Annotated in this window: 13 protein-coding genes; 5 read left to right on the top strand and 8 right to left on the bottom strand. The window is 63.5% G+C overall.

The genetic code is table 11. The annotated features are described in order from the left end of the window. The 3 genes from H7007_RS01500 to H7007_RS01490 form a co-directional block, all read left to right on the top strand. Positions 1-412 (top strand): PDGLE domain-containing protein (locus tag H7007_RS01500; protein ID WP_287152719.1); only part of this gene is annotated, 412 nt, incomplete at its 5' end. Positions 413-733: 321 nt separating this feature from the next. Further along, positions 734-1,492, top strand: a complete 759-nt coding sequence (gene cbiQ, locus H7007_RS01495; RefSeq protein ID WP_287152718.1) for a cobalt ECF transporter T component CbiQ — start codon at positions 734-736, stop codon at positions 1,490-1,492. Between the two features lie 152 nt (positions 1,493-1,644). Continuing rightward, a complete protein-coding gene (locus H7007_RS01490; RefSeq protein ID WP_287152717.1) occupies positions 1,645-2,424 on the top strand; it encodes an energy-coupling factor ABC transporter ATP-binding protein in 780 nt (259 codons plus the stop codon). Positions 2,425-2,661: 237 nt separating this feature from the next. Here the strand turns inward: H7007_RS01490 and H7007_RS01485 are convergent, their stop codons facing one another. From H7007_RS01485 to H7007_RS01470, 4 genes are all read right to left on the bottom strand, one after another. Further along, complete coding sequence (locus H7007_RS01485) at positions 2,662-3,531, bottom strand: divergent polysaccharide deacetylase family protein (RefSeq protein ID WP_287152716.1); 870 nt, start codon at positions 3,529-3,531, stop codon at positions 2,662-2,664. A 648-nt stretch (positions 3,532-4,179) separates the two neighbouring features. Next, complete coding sequence (locus H7007_RS01480; RefSeq protein WP_287152715.1) at positions 4,180-5,151, bottom strand: radical SAM protein; 972 nt, start codon at positions 5,149-5,151, stop codon at positions 4,180-4,182. Positions 5,152-6,424: 1,273 nt separating this feature from the next. Then, positions 6,425-6,907, bottom strand: a complete 483-nt coding sequence (locus tag H7007_RS01475; RefSeq protein ID WP_287152714.1) for an AI-2E family transporter — start codon at positions 6,905-6,907, stop codon at positions 6,425-6,427. A gap of 119 nt (positions 6,908-7,026) precedes the next feature. Then, the gene (locus H7007_RS01470; RefSeq protein WP_287152713.1) at positions 7,027-7,224 is read right to left on the bottom strand and encodes a hypothetical protein; all 198 of its coding nucleotides are present in this window, start codon (positions 7,222-7,224) and stop codon (positions 7,027-7,029) included. 207 nt (positions 7,225-7,431) lie between these two features. Here H7007_RS01470 and H7007_RS01465 point away from each other — a divergent pair, with 207 nt between their 5' ends. Both H7007_RS01465 and H7007_RS01460 read left to right on the top strand, forming a co-directional pair. After that, positions 7,432-7,968, top strand: coding sequence for a hypothetical protein (locus tag H7007_RS01465; RefSeq protein ID WP_287152712.1), 537 nt, complete (start codon positions 7,432-7,434; stop codon positions 7,966-7,968). Between the two features lie 807 nt (positions 7,969-8,775). Next, a complete protein-coding gene (locus tag H7007_RS01460) occupies positions 8,776-9,189 on the top strand; it encodes a hypothetical protein (RefSeq protein WP_287152711.1) in 414 nt (137 codons plus the stop codon). Positions 9,190-9,243: 54 nt separating this feature from the next. Here H7007_RS01460 and lon read toward each other — a convergent pair whose 3' ends face one another. From lon to H7007_RS01440, 4 genes are all read right to left on the bottom strand, one after another. Beyond that, positions 9,244-11,760: an endopeptidase La gene (gene lon / locus H7007_RS01455; RefSeq protein WP_502754842.1), complete on the bottom strand. Its 2,517-nt coding sequence runs from the start codon at positions 11,758-11,760 to the stop codon at positions 9,244-9,246. 66 nt (positions 11,761-11,826) lie between these two features. Beyond that, positions 11,827-12,276, bottom strand: coding sequence for an Hsp20/alpha crystallin family protein (locus H7007_RS01450; RefSeq protein WP_287152709.1), 450 nt, complete (start codon positions 12,274-12,276; stop codon positions 11,827-11,829). 887 nt (positions 12,277-13,163) lie between these two features. Next, positions 13,164-14,198, bottom strand: coding sequence for a BMP family ABC transporter substrate-binding protein (locus H7007_RS01445; RefSeq protein ID WP_287152708.1), 1,035 nt, complete (start codon positions 14,196-14,198; stop codon positions 13,164-13,166). 340 nt (positions 14,199-14,538) lie between these two features. Further along, positions 14,539-15,459 carry a DMT family transporter gene (locus H7007_RS01440; RefSeq protein ID WP_287152707.1) on the bottom strand — a complete coding sequence of 307 codons (921 nt, stop codon included), beginning with the start codon at positions 15,457-15,459 and terminating at the stop codon, positions 14,539-14,541. Between the last annotated feature and the right edge of the window lie 188 nt (positions 15,460-15,647).

Genomic DNA, 15,647 nt, shown 5'->3' with positions numbered 1-15,647 from the left:
CGGCCGTGCCCGTCGATTCGGAGGTGAGCCGGTGATGGAAGCGCGCAAGAAGGGAATCTACCTTTTCATCCTCGCCGGGTTCCTGGTCTCCGCGGCCCTGGCCCTACTTGTAAGCCCCTGGGCCTCATCCGCCCCGGACGGGCTGGAGAGGGTGGCCGAGGACAAGGGATTTATAGAAAAGGCGGAGGAAACCGACCCTGCCTGGGATAGCGCCCCGATTCCTGATTACGCCATTCCCGGTCTGACCGAGAAAGCGGTGGACGAGGATAGCGGCGAGGTGGTCGAGGAGCCCACCAGGCTGGCCACCGCCCTTGCCGGCCTGGTAGGAACGGCCGCCGTGTTTCTCATCGCCTGGGGGTTGGCGCTGGTCCTCAAGAAAAAAGACCGGAAAGGGGCAGTTGGTGTCCCTTGACCGCGCGGGACAGATCTAGCGACCGCACGGGACCAGATACGATTTCCGGTAGAAAAAGCGCATTAAAGGAACGGGTGGGGTTAAAACGTGCTTTAAAGCCCCTCTCACAGGGAGGGTCGAACGGATGGAGGCCTGGAGGAGAGGGGATACTGGGAGACCAGGAGATTCGGGGATCCCCGAAAGCCGCAGGTTCGAGGACCGGAGCGGGAACCAGCCCGGCACCACAGTGGTCCCGCGAGGAGAGGGTACGGCTTTGGAGGAGGTAAGCGATGCGACGGGACCCGCGAGTGGGCGGGGTTCACGAGTCTGAGTGGTGAACGGATGAAACACGCTTTCCTGGACCGCTACAGCCACCTGGAGAGTCCGGTGCACCGGCTGGACCCGCGGGCCAAGCTGGTGGGCTTCGCGACCCTCGTCGTGGTTTGCGTGACCACTCCTCCCCACCTCTACGCGGCCTTTGTCGCCTACCTGGGATTGGAAGCGGCCCTTATCGTGCTCTCGCGCCTCCCGTGGAAGCATGTGCTCAAGCGTCTCCTCGTGGTGCTCCCCTTCATAATGGTGGTGGCGGCATTCATCCCCTTCTTCAGCAAGGGCGGGGGGAGTTACAACCTCGGCCCGGTGAGGATTTCCGGTCACGGGCTTCTGATCCTCTGGAATGTGGCCGCCAAATCCACGGTGAGCGTGCTGGCGGTGATAATCCTCTCCTCCACCACCCCCTTCTCCGACCTTCTGGGGGCCATGGAGAAGATGCGGGTCCCACGCCTTTTCACTTCCCTGCTCAGCTTCACCTACCGCTACATCTTCGTATTGGTGGACGAGGCGCAGCGCATGCGGAGGGCCCGCGACTCCCGGGGCTGGAGCGGGAAGTGGCTGTGGCAGGCTAAGGTTGTCGGGCACATGATCGCGGCGCTCTTCCTGCGTTCCTACGAGCGCGGGGAAAGGGTGTACGCCGCCATGCTGGCCCGCGGTTACGGCGGCGGTGGGGTGCGCACGTTTTATGCGTATGAGCTCGGCATCCTGGAGGCGGGGTTCGCGGCCCTGGTGGCCCTCTTCCCCCTGGCCGCCAGGCTGCTCTCTTGAAGGGTTCGGAGCCGGGGCAGGATAAAGGTCTCGCGCTCAGGGCACGGGCTTCCGGGAGTTGGAGATCCGGTATCGACCGGCGAAGCGTTGACGTGAGTATCATCGAGAACACGGTAGGATCGTGAGGAAAAGAGAGGAAAGAGGGAACGAGGATGCATCACAGACCGGCGGTGGAGATCAAGGGGCTCTATTACGCCTATCCCGATGGCACCCCCGCGCTGCGCGGCGTGGACCTGCTGGTGGAGGAGGGTGAATCGGTGGGTATCGTGGGCCCCAACGGGGCCGGGAAGTCCACCCTTCTCCTGCACTTGAACGGCATTCTCGAGGGCCGCGGCGAGGTGAAGATATTCGGGCTCCCGGTGGTCAAGGAGAACCTCCGGGAGATACGGCGCCGGGTGGGGCTGGTCTTCCAGGATCCCGACGACCAGCTCTTCTCCCCCACTGTCTTCGACGACGTGGCCTTCGGGCCCCTCAACATGGGCCTCTCACGGGAGGAGGTGGCGGAAGCGGTGGGACGGGCCCTTCGGGAGGTGGGCCTCTCGGGACTGGAGAGGAAATCCGCCTTCCACCTGAGTTTCGGACAGAAGAAGCGCGCCGCCATCGCCACCGTGCTCTCCATGAACCCCGACCTCCTGGTGCTGGATGAACCTTCCAGCAACCTCGACCCGCGCGCCCGGCGGGAGCTCTCCGAGCTCCTTCAAGGGATGCGGGTGACGAAGATAGTGGTCACCCACGACCTGCCCTTCGTCTTCGAGAACTGCGAGCGCGTGGTGATCATGGACGCCGGAAAGGTGGTGGCCGACGGCGAGGTCTTCGACGTCCTCTCAGACGAGGCCCTGCTCGAGCGCCACGGCCTGGAGCTCCCGTGCGGCTTCTACCCTTCGCGATTTGAAAGGGACGAACGTAAGACTGAAAAGCACACCGAGTCATGAGAAGAGGACCGCCTACCGAGGAACATAGGTAGGCCGCCTGATAGGTGACTGCATCATGCTTACGGCCGGGAAATCCAAGTGGATCCCTTCGGTCTTTGGCAACGACGCATGTGTACCCCCATATATTTCAGCCTTCATGCATCGGAAACCAAATCCCAAACACCCTCGAGCTGAAACAGACACGGGTAACCTAGACAAGCCCATGGTATGGGTAACCGTTCCCCGGAAAAGGACTCATCAGTTACTCACGTCGCGGACGAAGGCGAAGTGGAAGCCCTCGGCGCGGAGGACCTCTATCATCTCCCCCACCACCTTGGGCACGTTGGGATGGTTGAAGTGGCAGATGCCGATGGCCGTCCCGTTCTGGCGCGCCACGTCCGCCAGCCTGCGCATCATGGTGCGCAGGCTCTCCGGGTCCCGGCTGTTGTCGATGAAGACCTGGTTTCGCCGCCTCGGCATGCCCAGGCTGACCGCCGCCTCCGAGACCATACTGTGCGTGGAGGCGTTGCTGTCCACAACATACAGCCCCCTCTCCTTCGCCCACTCGCACATGTAGGTCATGAGCTGCAGGTCGTTGCATCCCTTACCGCCCTGGTGGTTGTTGATGCCCTCCGCGTGGGGGATGCTGGCCAGCGCCTTGTCCAGGGCGGAGAAGGCTTGCTCCCGGGTCATCCCCACGGACAGCTGTCCGTACCCGGAATAGCTGTTGGGGGGCTGGTTCTCCGTGGGCATGTGCAGCATTATCTCGTAGCCCTCGTCGTAGAGTTTCTCCACCATCCAGTTGAGGTCGGTGCAGTAGGGGAAAACGGAAAAGGTCAACGGGGCGTCTATCTTCAGCCACAGGTCGAGGGTGTCCGACGAGGAGCCGGTGTCGTCCACGACAATGGCGATGGTGGGAGGCTCGGTATTGGACTCCTTCAGGTTGGGCCGGCGTGGGGTCTGCTCCTCGCCGGCCCCGGCAGCGCCCTCCGCACCCACCTCCACGGCCCCCTCCTTCGAGCCTCCGCAGCTGAAGGGCCCGGCGTGGGAGAGGGCGAGGACCACCACTATCAGGACCACCAGGATGGTGAAGGCGCGCAGTAGGGCAAAGGCGCGTTTCCTGCTCATCCTCCTCCTGCCGGGCCTCCTCCCTCCCGGGTAAGCGCGCCCGGCGGCGGTCCTCGCGCGACCGCCCCCGTATCCCGACCTCCTGTCCACGACCAACGCTCCTCGCTATGCGCCACCTGTGATACATAGCCAGTTTACACATCAACGTCGACATTTTGAATGTCCATTGCCGCCCCGAGGTCCACGGGCGGTACGAGGGGCGAGGCGAGACCCACCCCGCCGCTCGCGAGGCGCCGGCGGCCTGGAGGGATTCGGCCGGCGGCGGCCGTGCGGGAGGGGATTCCGTCTTCCTCACCGACGCACGCATGAACCGGTGCAGGCTACGCGAGGACATGATGCGGCGACCCAGGCATCCCGCTGAAAGGCGATGTCGCCATCCCTTTCCACCGTTCCATGCCCGCGTTCGAGTTCCACCAGGCGATGTGCGCCGTTGTGTTCGAGGATAAACGAGGTTTCAAGGCCATTTTCCGCTCCTGTCTGTGCCACGGTTCAAACCGTACGATACCCTCCTCTCAAACCGTATGATACCCTCCTCTCACATCCTTCACGATCTCCTCGCTTTTGAGGCTCCCGGGAGTGGAGGGAACTTCTCATATCCGAGACGAACCGGGAGCGGTGCTCATGCCCCGGGAGTCCCTTAAAAGCGGGTCAGTGCAGGAGGTGCACGTTCCCCAGGTGCAGGCGGGTTAGGCCGGCCTCGCGGGCGGCGGCCAGGCATTCCTCCGCCTGGCGGCGCGAGGTCACGGGCATATCCCGCATGGCGTGCTGGGGGTGGAAAGCCAAAAGCGAATAGGGGATGCCCGGGTCCAGGGAGGCGATGAAGGAGGCGATGCGCCCCACCTCCTCAGCCTCTACGTAACCGGGGACCAGGAGGGTGCTGGCGATGAGCGGAGGGGGGTCCGGGCGTTCCGAGAGGCGCGAGGCCGCGTAGGCAAAATTATCCAGAGTCTGCCTGTTGTCCGTGCCGCAGAGGGCGCGGTGGAGGGCCGGGGTGAAGGCCTTGAGGTCGAACTTCACGCACCCGCCGCTCCCCAGCGAGAGCTCCAGGGCGCGCCGCAGGAGCCCCCGATGCATGCTTCCGTTGGTCTCCCAACAGATGCGCACCCCGCCTCCCCTCATCTCCAGGGCCAGCTCGGAGGCCCGCAGGGCGAAGGGCATCTGGGGAGATGGGTCACCGCCGAAATAACAGATGCACGCGGTCCTCTCGTCGGCGGCCCGGGCCAGCTCCTGCGGTGTGCAGGCCGGCGCCAGGCGCGCGGTAAGGAGGCGGTACTGGGAGTTCTGGCAGAAGAGGCAGTCGAAGGAGCAGGCGCCCAGGAACACGGCCAGGTTGAAGCGCCCCCTTTCGGCGCTCCCGGCGCACACCCAGTCGGCAACGCAGTTGGTGGGCAGGGGGTCGTAATAATATTCCAGGACGCCCTGGCGCGCGGTTCCCGAGAGGTGGACCAGTTTACCATTCTTTACCATACGCAGCCCACAGAACCCCTTCACCCCCTCCCCCATCCGGCAACGGTTGCCGCACAGGCGGCAGGACTTGCCCCCCTCGGCGCGGGGCGGAAGCGTCGGCAGCCCGAAGGGGGCCCGGGTCCGCTCGTGCGCCTCGCGGACGAATCCCTCCACCTCCTCGCCCCCTCGCAGGGCACAGGAAGGGCACAGGCGGAGAGAAGCGGACACGTGGGGCGATACGGCCCCGCACAACGCGCAGGCCTTATCCCCTGGACCTCGAGCGCTCCTTCCGTCGGTATAGCCTTCCATGTCTTTAACGTCCGCGTTATCCGCCTCGGAACGACGTCCGCTTTCCCGCATCTTCTCGGGAGGTCACGACATTACCCCCTTTTTCCTATCCTATAACCTATCCCGGCTAGGGTTAAGGAGTGACCTAAGAGCCTCCCGCAACTCCGGGTAAGGAGAAATGGGTCCCTCCTTCCTCCCTATGAGGATGCGAACAGAAACCTTATATTCCATCAGCCCGGTAGGAATGGCATATGGATTACCTTTCCATTACCCAGGCAAAGGAGAGGCTACAGGCGACTCCGTATTCCCTCCCGGGGAGAGCTTGAGATAAGTGCCCAAGATCTCACCCATTCTGTCGGACAGCCCATATAATGAACCTATGGTTTTCCTTTTCTCCGAGAAGTAGGAAAGACCCCATGCGGCTTTCCCAAGAGATCGAAGGGGCCGAAGACCTCCTGTCCGATCCATATGCGTATCGTTATTGACCTATCGTTATCAAGGTGGTGTGTCCGCTTGGCCAAATCGGAAAAGGAGAGCATTCCGGGAAGGGGATTGGGGCCTGCGGTCCGTCTTTCCCGGGCCACGGGTGCATGGGGGATCCGCTCTCTTTTCCTGCGGGGATCGGGGTCAGGCGATCGCGCCGCCTCTTGCTTCCTCGGAAAAGGAGAAGGTTCCGGGAAGGGGATTGGGGCCTGCGGTCCGTCTTTCCCGGGCCACGGGTGCATGGGGGATCCGCTCTCTTTTCCTGCGGGGATCGGGGTCAGGCGATCGCGCCGCCTCTTGCTTCCTCGGAAAAGGAGAAGGTTCCGGGAAGGGGATTGGGGCCTGCGGTCCGTCTTTCCCGGGCCACGGGTGCATGGGGGATCCGCTCTCTTTTCCTGCGGGGATCGGGGTCAGGCGATCGCGCCGCCTCTTGCTTCCTCGGAAAAGGAAAGGCTCCGGGAAGGGGATTGGGACCTGCGGTCCGTCTTTCCCGGGCCGATGATGGACGGGTTCTCACGTGCAAGGGGCCGCGTTCCAGATGCCGTGTGACCTCCGCCATCCGGCCCAGGGCATGTCCAGAGGAAAGTGCCTCTTCCAGCGCGGCGGATGTCCATCCTCGATCGTGGAGGCGGGGGAGAAACCCCGTCATCCAGGCCCGTGGCGGTCCTCTGGAAGATCATCTGCCGAGGAGCCCTCCCCCGCTCGCGTTCGCCTGAGTTCGCCGGCCACCTTGATGGAGACGGCCGTCAGCGGCACGGCGATGATGGCCCCGAATATGCCGCCGAAGACGGCACCCAGGAGGGCGAGAAAGGGGATGCAGGTTGAGGGTCTTGCCGTAGGCCACCGCCTGCACCGGGTTCTGGAGCACGGTATGGATGAGTATCGCCAGCCCCAGCATCACCAGCCCCGCCGTCAGCCCCTTTGCCGCCAAGGCGATGATCACCGTGAAGGCCCCTCCCAGGTACCCGCCGAAAGAGGGTATGTAACAGGTGGCGAAGCTGACCGGGCATATGGGCCCCACGAGGGGGAGGCGGAGGATGAGCGCAGCCGCCACCATAAGGGCGGTATCGAAGGCGGCGATGATGGTCGTGCCCTTGAAATAGCCGCGGATGGAGGAATATGCCTCGTTCAACATCATCTCGCCGGTCTCCCGCTTCACGCCCGGATGCCCGGCGACCCCGTCTCTTGTTGGTCCCGTCGTCGGCGAGGATGAACATGGGGATGAAAAGCCGATGAACGACCCCACCAGGAAAGAAGTGAAGCCGTGCACGCCCCCGGTCAGCTCATGGCGATGCCACTGGTGACGGTAGGCCAGGCCCTCTCTATCTGTTCCTGTGCCCAACGGGCAAAACCGCCACTCACCTTGAGATTGTCCATCCAGCCCCGAATCCTCTCCACGGCCCTCTCCACCTGCGCGCCTATGGCCTCGACCTGGGTGGAGATGCCGTAGAGGATGACCGTAACCAGCCCCGCCACCACCACGACGTGACGACCATGGTGATGAGGGTGACCAGCCAGCGCGGGAACCGATGGCGCACCATGAAGGACACGGCGGGCTCCAGAAAGATGCCGATGATAATGGCGATGACGGTTCGCTCCCGTGGCATTTGCGCCCGCCGGTGAGGATAATGTGTATATGGCAAAACGCACCCAGGTCCAGCGCAAGTGAGGAAGGCGCCCTACATGGAATCGACACGCGATCCCGAAGAGAGGGAGCGGAGGGTAAACATGGCGGGCAACGCCGTCAAGTGGGGATTCGTCGTCCTCCTCGCCGCGCTGGCCGGGCTCATCGCCTTCCTCCAACTCTTCCGCACCCCGGCGGCCCAGAGACCTCTGGAAGAGGCGGTGCGAAGGCTGGAGGAAGGGAACCTTGAGGGGGCCATGGCGCTGGTGGACCCCCAGGGCCAGCTGGGAATCCTGTGGAACGAGAACGTGGGCGGGGCGCGGGACCGCCTCCTGGAGCTCTTTTCCAGGTACCGTCTGGAATTCTCCTCCCTGAGCTGGAGGACGCGGACGGAGGGCGATTTCGCGGAGTCCAGCCCGGTGAGGGGAAGGGTTACCGTTTACTCCCGGGAAACGAAGGGCCCTCCTCTGGCGATATACCAGTTCGGCGATGACGGCCTGGTGTTCTACCTGCAGAAAAAGGGCGGCTCCTGGCTGATAGAGGGGGTGAACTACGACCTGGAAGAGCTCCTCTCCGGAGGCCTAGACCTCCCGTGAAGGCCGGAGATGCAGCGGAGCCACTCGACCATGAGCAGAGCGAGCCGAAAGGCGGCGAACCACCAGTGATCGTGTGCGGCAAAGGTCAAGGCACACGAGAAGCACGCAAGCCTTCACATGAGGAAAAACGACGGTGTAAGGAAAGGGACGTCCGGCGATGCCGGGATATAAAGAGGGACCGGCCAGTAGGGAAAACCCCAAGTATGGAAAGCATGCATGGGTTTTCGTCCATTGGAGCCCTTCGAGAGGCGAAGGACAGACACCCTGGTGTTGAGCGGAAAGAGGAGAAAAGCCCAGGCACGGCTGAACTACAGGGTTTCGGCGGCATGGCCGCACTGCGAAAACGAGAGGACGGGAAGGCAGGTACACCTCGGTCCTCGAAAAGAACGGAATGGACCGCCGTGGGAAAAGAAAAGGGACAAGCCATCCAGTGATGCCCAGTGAATGAAGGGGGAACGGAATAAGAGAGGAATCTACAACCCGGGCATGACAAGGGGTATGGAGAAGAGCAGGCGAAACATCATCATGGGACTTCGGAAAGAACGACCACAGGCAAGGGAAAGGCCAACGGGAGGGAGAGGGGGAGTCATAGAGGAACTCGCGGACGAAGGGATGAGGAAGCGAACTGTCCAGTCGAGGCCGGGTAGGATCGCCCGGCAGCCGGTCCGTGTCGAAACCGATAGACGGGATGCACACCCGATCAATCCGGGAAACCCGGGCCGTTATCGGCGGTGCGCGGCATGCGAGGCGCGTCATTCGTATCCGGTACGCCGCGGCAGAACGACCCGCAAGGTAGGCCGTGGGCCCATGCCCTTCGTGGCGGCAGTGCTACTCACGGTCCTGGCGGTCACCCTCGTCCCACTGCTGTCTCCAGGATGCTCGTCCTCCAGGCCGGAGGGCACGGTGCGCGATTTCATCCGAGCTCGGCTGGAGGGCGATGAACGGCGGGCGGCCGGGCTCACCGTAGAGGGCGACCTCTCCGACTTCCCGGGCGGGGAGGCATTTCTGGCCGGCTCGGGGGTCTCCTTCGACGCGGAGACGGCGGAGGTCTCCGCTGACCGCGCCCGGGTGGTGGTCCACTACCGCTGGGGAGAGGGGGAAAAGGCGGACGTGTCCTACATCTGCCGGCGCGAAGGATCGCGGTGGAAGGTCTCCCTTCGCGAAACGGAGGAACTCTGGCTCCCGGACCTCAAGCTCCTGCGGGAGGAGGAAGAACACTGAGACCATCCACGTGAAGCCGGCCGCAGGATCCCGCCTCACCGGTTGCCTTTTCCCTCAGGAAGCCTTTTTCCCGGAACGGGAGTTCCTCTTCGCCTGGGCGTTCCTCCGGGCCGCCTTTCCCGTTGAGGTGGTGTTCCCACGCGCCGCCGTCCTTCCGGAGGAAGCGCCCCGGGCCACCGCCTTCTCCTCCCCACCCTCCGCTGAGGCTTCACCGGCGGCTTCCTCGGCGGAGCGGGAGCGGGCCCTTCCGTCCGGGTAGAGGGCCACCTTGAAGACCTGCTCGATGTCCGTGACGGGCACGAACTTGAGTTCCTTGCGTATGAAATCGGGTATCTCCTCCAGGTACTTCTTGTTCTCCTCGGGGATGATCACCGTCTTCACCCCAGAGCGGTGGGCGGCGAGCACCTTCTCCTTGAGCCCTCCGATTGGCAGGACCTTCCCGCGCAAGGTTATCTCACCGGTCATCCCCACGTCCTTTCGCACCTTGCGGCCAGTGACCGCGGAGATGAGAGCGGTGGCCATGGTGACCCCGGCACTGGGACCGTCCTTAGGGATGGCCCCCGCGGGGACGTGGATGTGCAGGTCGTGCTTCTTGAAGAACTCCGGGTCCACCCCGTAGCGTTCAGCCACGCTGCGGCAGTAGGTCAGGGCGGCCTTGGCCGACTCCTGCATGACGTCCCCGAGCTTCCCGGTGAGCACAAGCTCTCCGCTGCCCGGCATAACCTGGCACTCCACGAAGAGGACATCGCCCCCCGATTCCGTCCAGGCCAGCCCGGTGGCCACACCCACCTCGTCCTCCTCCTCCAGGACCTCGAAGCGGAAGCGCACCGGCCCCAGGAGGTCGTGCAGGTCCTTCTCGGTCACCTTCTTGCTCTTGCGCTTGCCCACGGCGATGTCCTTGGCCACCTTGCGGCAGATGGAGGCTATCTCGCGCTCCAGGTTGCGCACCCCCGCCTCCCGGGTGTAGCCGCGGATGATGGCCCGCAGGGCCTCGTCGGTGATGGTCAGCTGGTTCTTCTTCAGGCCGTGCTCCTCCAGCTGCCGGGGGATGAGGTGCTCCTTGGCGATGTACAGTTTCTCCACCTCGGTATAGCCGGGGAGCTCCAATACCTCCATGCGGTCAAGGAGGGCGGGGGGTATGGGGACCACCGTGTTGGCGGTGGTGATGAACATCACCTTGGAGAGGTCGAAGGGGACATCAAGGTAATGGTCGGAGAAGGAGTAATTCTGCTCCGGGTCCAGCACCTCCAGGAGGGCGGCGGCCGGGTCGCCGCGGAAATCCATGCCGATCTTGTCCACCTCGTCCAGCATGAACACCGGGTTGTTGGAGCCCGCCTTGCGGATACCCTGGATTATCCTCCCGGGCAGAGCGCCGATGTAGGTGCGTCGGTGCCCCCGTATCTCCGCCTCGTCGTGCATGCCCCCCAGGGAGACGCGCACGAACTTGCGGCCCAGCGCCCTGGCGATGGACTGACCCAGGGAGGTCTTGCCCACTCCGGGTGGGCCCACGAAGCACAGGATGGGGCCCTTCATGTCCTCCTTCAGCTTGCGCACCGCCAGGTACTCGATGATGCGGTCCTTTACCTTGTCCAGGTCGTAATGGTCCTCGTCCAGGATCTTGCGCGCCCGCTTGATGTCCAGGTTGTCCTCGGTGCTCACGTTCCAGGGCAGGCTGGTAAGCCATTCCAGGTAGGTGCGGGCCACGGTGTACTCCGCCGCGGCCACCGGCATCTTGGCCAGGCGGTCCAGCTCCCTCTCCGCTTCCTTGCGCGCCTCCTCCGGCATCCCGCTCTGCTCTATCTTCTCCCGGAACTCGTTGATCTCCATGGTCCGCTCGTCGACCTCGCCGAGTTCCTTCTGGATGGCCTTGAGCTGCTCGCGCAGGAAGTACTCGCGCTGGCTCTTGGACATCTCCGTCTGCACCTGGGACTGGATGCGGGAGCCGATCTCCAGGATCTCGATTTCCTTGTTCAGGTAGAAGGTAAGTTTTTCCAGCCGCTCCTTGACGTTCACCGCCTCCAGGAGCTCCTGCTTCTCCTCCAGGGTTATGTTGATGTTGGAGGCGATGAAGTCGGCCAGGTTGTTGGGCTCGGAGATGTTCATGGCGGCGATGAAGATCTCGTTGGGCAGGTAGGGAGCCATGGAGACGATCTTCTTGAACTGGGCCAGGATGTTGCGGGCCAGGCCCTCCACTTCCACGGACTTCTCCACCACCTCCCGCACCTTCTCCACCCGGGCCTTCATGTAAGGGTGGGTCTGCACGAAGTCCACGATGCGTATCCTCTGCACCCCCTGCACGAAGAGCTGCATGGAGCCGTCGGGGAGCTTGAGCATGCGGATGATGGCCGCCGCCGTGCCCATGTGGTAGATCTGCTCGGGGCCCGGGGTCTCCACCTCCTCTTTGGCGGCCATGGCCGCCACCAGGCGGTCGGCGGTCAGAGCGTCGTCGATGAGCTTCACGTACTCCTCCCTGGTGATGAGGAGGGGCATGATGATGTGCGGGTAGATCACCGTGTCCTTCAGGGGGAGCACGGGAAGTATCTCCGGTATATAGGGCTCGGTCATCCCCATGGGGAAATCGCCGTTCGGCAACTCGCTTACCTCCTTCTCAGTCCCTCTCCCTGGAAAACGGTCGCCTCATTCCTCGTTGATGTCCACGCTGCGCAGGTTCTCTCTCCGGCGCTTGGGGAGATGGATCTCCAGGAAACCCTTCCGGTACACGGCGCGTGTACCGTCCGCGTCCACCTCCGCCGGGAGTTCGAAGGTCCTCTCGAAACCGCCGTAGCTTATCTCAAGGAGATAGGTGTTCTTCACCCCGGCGGGGCGGATGGGATTGCGCCTTCCCCGGATGTTGAGCACCCTCCCGTGCAGGGTCACTTCCACCTCGTTCTCGTCCACCCCTGCCAGGTCCATGAGGACGGTGAAATGTTCGGGACACTCATAGACGTCGCAAAGCGGCTTCCAGGCCTTCTCGAACACCGCGGAGGGCTTCTTCCAGCGCGGCAGGTGGCTGAAGAAGCGCTCCATCTCCGCGCGCATCACCACCACTTCGTCGAAGTCGTCGTCGTCACGGAATGCCCCAGCCACTTCCAAGACCCCTTTCGTCCATCCGGTGGATGCCGGAAATCCTCCGCCGGGATTGCCCCGGAGATGTATCCTCGACCCAACGGCAAACCGTCTCTCCAGCCACTCCTAAAGTTACCGACTTTCTCATTATACCCCAGGAAAGACCGTGCAATCGGGCGGTCGGGCCTTCCATCCCTCACCCACCCCAAGCCCTAAGAAAAATCGAAGACGCTCTCTGAAAGCGGCGCCCGGAGCATCTTCTCGAGGCGTCTCGAGGCCCCGGACTCCTTGGGCTCCATGCGGAGGAAGCACCACACGAACGACAGGGGTTCCTGCCGGAAGGGCCGCCGCGGCCCACGAAGAGGGTGATCTGCCGGTAGGCTTCCCTCCCGTGACGAAGGGTCTTCGAGGGAGGGGCGGGACGAGAAAGTCCGGATAGGTTACTTTCCCGGCAGGAAATTCATCTCCGGCTCGGCGACAGGGGTTCAGGCCGGGCGGGCCGCGGCTTTCGAAGTAGGGCCTTCATGTTTCAATGGATATCTGAGCGCGTGGGGGATCGAGAGGCCGGCCTCTCATCCCGGCAAAACAAGCAAACAGAAAGGGTTAAAGCGGTGATCTTTCAATGGTTCGATCTGAAAGACATGGCTTTACGCCTGGCCTGCGAAGCGAGGTGTCTGGAGGAGGTTATACGCCTGGTCTGCGATGCAAATGCCTGGAGGGAGTGGAGGGAAGGGCCGCCGAGGCGGCCTCGAGCCGGGTCGGGGCATGACATTCTCTCGAGATCCCTGCGCCACGCGTTTGCGCAGGAGTTGCCTTGCTGCCGGAATACCGCGAGGCATGCCTTACCGCGAGTTTGCAGGGACGGTCCGGCCTCGAGGGACCTCAAGGAAATCCGACCTCAAGGGACCTCAAGGGGAGAGCTTCATGTCCGCCACCTTCTCCTCCTCCACGGCAAGCGCTTCCTTGAGTTCGCGCCGGATATACACATCATGGCCCCGGAAGGGCGCCAGAGCCCATACACCCTCCCGGACCCCCCATTCCTGCAACCCCGGCCTCAGTTCGTCCCTCAGCGCCAGGTACACGGCACGGAAGAGGGCGTTGTCGTCGCGCAGGATGAGGGAGGTGAGCACGTGGGAGGGCGATTCCGCCGAACGGTCGCTTCCCGCCAGGATGACCAGCAGGCCCAGGGACTGGGCGGCTCGGAGAACCCCGTCGCTGAAGTCTCCCGGGGTGCAGAAGACGATGTCCGCTCCCTTTCTGGCCGCGTCCTGGGCGAAGGCGCTTCCCTGAGCCTCATCGCGGCAGTCGCCCACCAGGTAGGAGAGTGGGTTGACCTGGGGGTTGGCGGCCAGGGCCCCACGCACGAAACCGGTCTGGTAACGGGCGGTGCGGGGGTCGCCGGCGCAGCCTATGAAGGCCACCACCGGCAGGCGGTTGACGAGCGGGTGATCGCTTCCCGAGGTGAGCCTGCCGGCGAGAAAACCGCAGAGGTAGGCCCCTTCCTCCACTCGGTAACGGATGTAGGCATTGCCTTCCCCTCCCGGTGGGACCGAGTTTCCAGGATAGTCCAGGATTACCGTATGGGAAACGGGACTCCCGTCCCGGGAAAGGTTGCCGCCTGCGGCCGGCTCCTCCCCACAGCTCAGGAGCATCCACAGTGAGGGGTCCTCCGGCCTCGCGTACGCATCGGCTCCCTCCCAAGGCCCGGGCACGACAAGCTCCGTCTCCAGACCCAGCTCCGAGCCTGCCTTCCGGCAGCCGTAATCCAGAAGAGAATTGCGTTCCCTTCCGGCGATCCCCTCGCGGAACCCCAGGACCAGAACGCTGCGTGACGGCCCGCCGGAGCGGGAACAGGAACTACCGAGGAAAGCGAGGAGCAGGAGGCAGAAAATGGTAACCAGACGGGGAATCGAAGAGGACGGCAACGCTTTTTTCGCTCTCACCTATAACTCCAGATAGAGACATCCCGTCGAACCCGACGCCATTATAGCATTCGGCAGGACCGCCGCCTTTCCTCGCGGTCAAAAAGCGGGATCTCATGCGGGACCGCGAGCGGGGCTTCCTTCCCGCAGAGACGCGGCCCGGACCTCTCCGGTTAAAGGGCGAAAAAGCGCGCGGGACATGAAGCTCGGCCTCATACGAGAGGAAGAGCCCTCCTCCGTTGAGATCTTCGTCGGTCTTGATCTCTAAACCCCGTTCAAGGGCCACCAAACGAGGGGGCCGATCAATCCGGTGAGGATCGGGGGCGGGAGGGAGTCCTCAAAGGCGCTCCATCCATTCCTTTCAGGCACGGTTACGGGTAACCAGGAGGATGGAGAAGGCCACCAGGGCGGCGGCCAGGCCCAGGGTCCAGGTGACCGTCTCCCCCAAGAACAAGCGGGCCAGAAAGAGGGCCAGCACGGGCTTAAGGTAGAAGAGGCTCGCTCCACGCGAGGCCTCCACCCTTCTCATCCCCCCGAAATAAAGCAGGTATCCGAGCCCCACTGTAACCGCTCCCAGGTAGATGAGCCAGCCCCAGGTCGCGGGATGGTATGCCGTCACGTCCTTCCATCCGCCCTTCAGTGCCAGGAAGACGGAGAAGAGGAGCGATCCGGTGGCGATGCTCCAAAAGGAGACGGTGAGGCCGCCGAACTCCTCGGCATACCTCTTGCCGTACACGGTATATACCGCCCAGCACCCGGCTGAACCGAGCACCATGGCATGCCCCAGGAATTCATCCCGCGAAAGAAGGCCGGTGAAGCGGAAACCGGTCAAGGCGGCCAGCGCTCCCACCAGCCCCAGGGCGATGCCCAGCCAGGCCCTGAAGCGTATCCTCTCCCTGAGGACCAGCGAGGCCAGGAGGGCGGTGAACACGGGGTTGACGGAGAATATGACCGCCGCCGAGGAGGCATCGGAGAGGGCAATCCCACGGTGAAAGAGGTAGAAACCCAGGAACACGCCCACGGCACCGAGGAAGGCCACGGCCGGCATGTGCAGGCGCAAGACCCGAAAGACCGACCTCCTGCGCTTCCCTCCCACAACGACCGCGGGGAGCAGGAAAAGTCCGCCGAGGATGAAGCGAAGGGCGGCCACCTGTTCCGCCTCCAGAGGAGTCTGAAAGCCGGTGCCGGACTGGAGGTAACGCGATACCACCTCGATGGTGCTGAAGAGGACGATGGCCCCCAGCACCATCAGGTAGCCGCCCCTCCTCGAATCGCCGGCCAAGCGTCCCCCTTCCCTCGGCAAGTCGGACTCTCCGCGATCCGCACGCCATTCTACTACACAGAGAGAACAAGGCGCGGGGATGGAGGGGTTCCCGAAGCGCAGCTTCTGGAGCGCCTATGGCGAGGAGATGGCAATCCTTTCCATTCCCGCACTCCATAAGGACCGGGATGGGGGTTTCCGATAGGAGG

The sequence above is a fragment of the Candidatus Solincola tengchongensis genome, assembly GCF_015711935.1.
Classification (GTDB): domain Bacteria; phylum Actinomycetota; class Geothermincolia; order Geothermincolales; family RBG-13-55-18; genus Solincola_A; species Solincola_A tengchongensis.
Note: the sequence above shows the minus strand (reverse complement) of the source record. Positions and strands in the feature narration are given on the sequence as shown.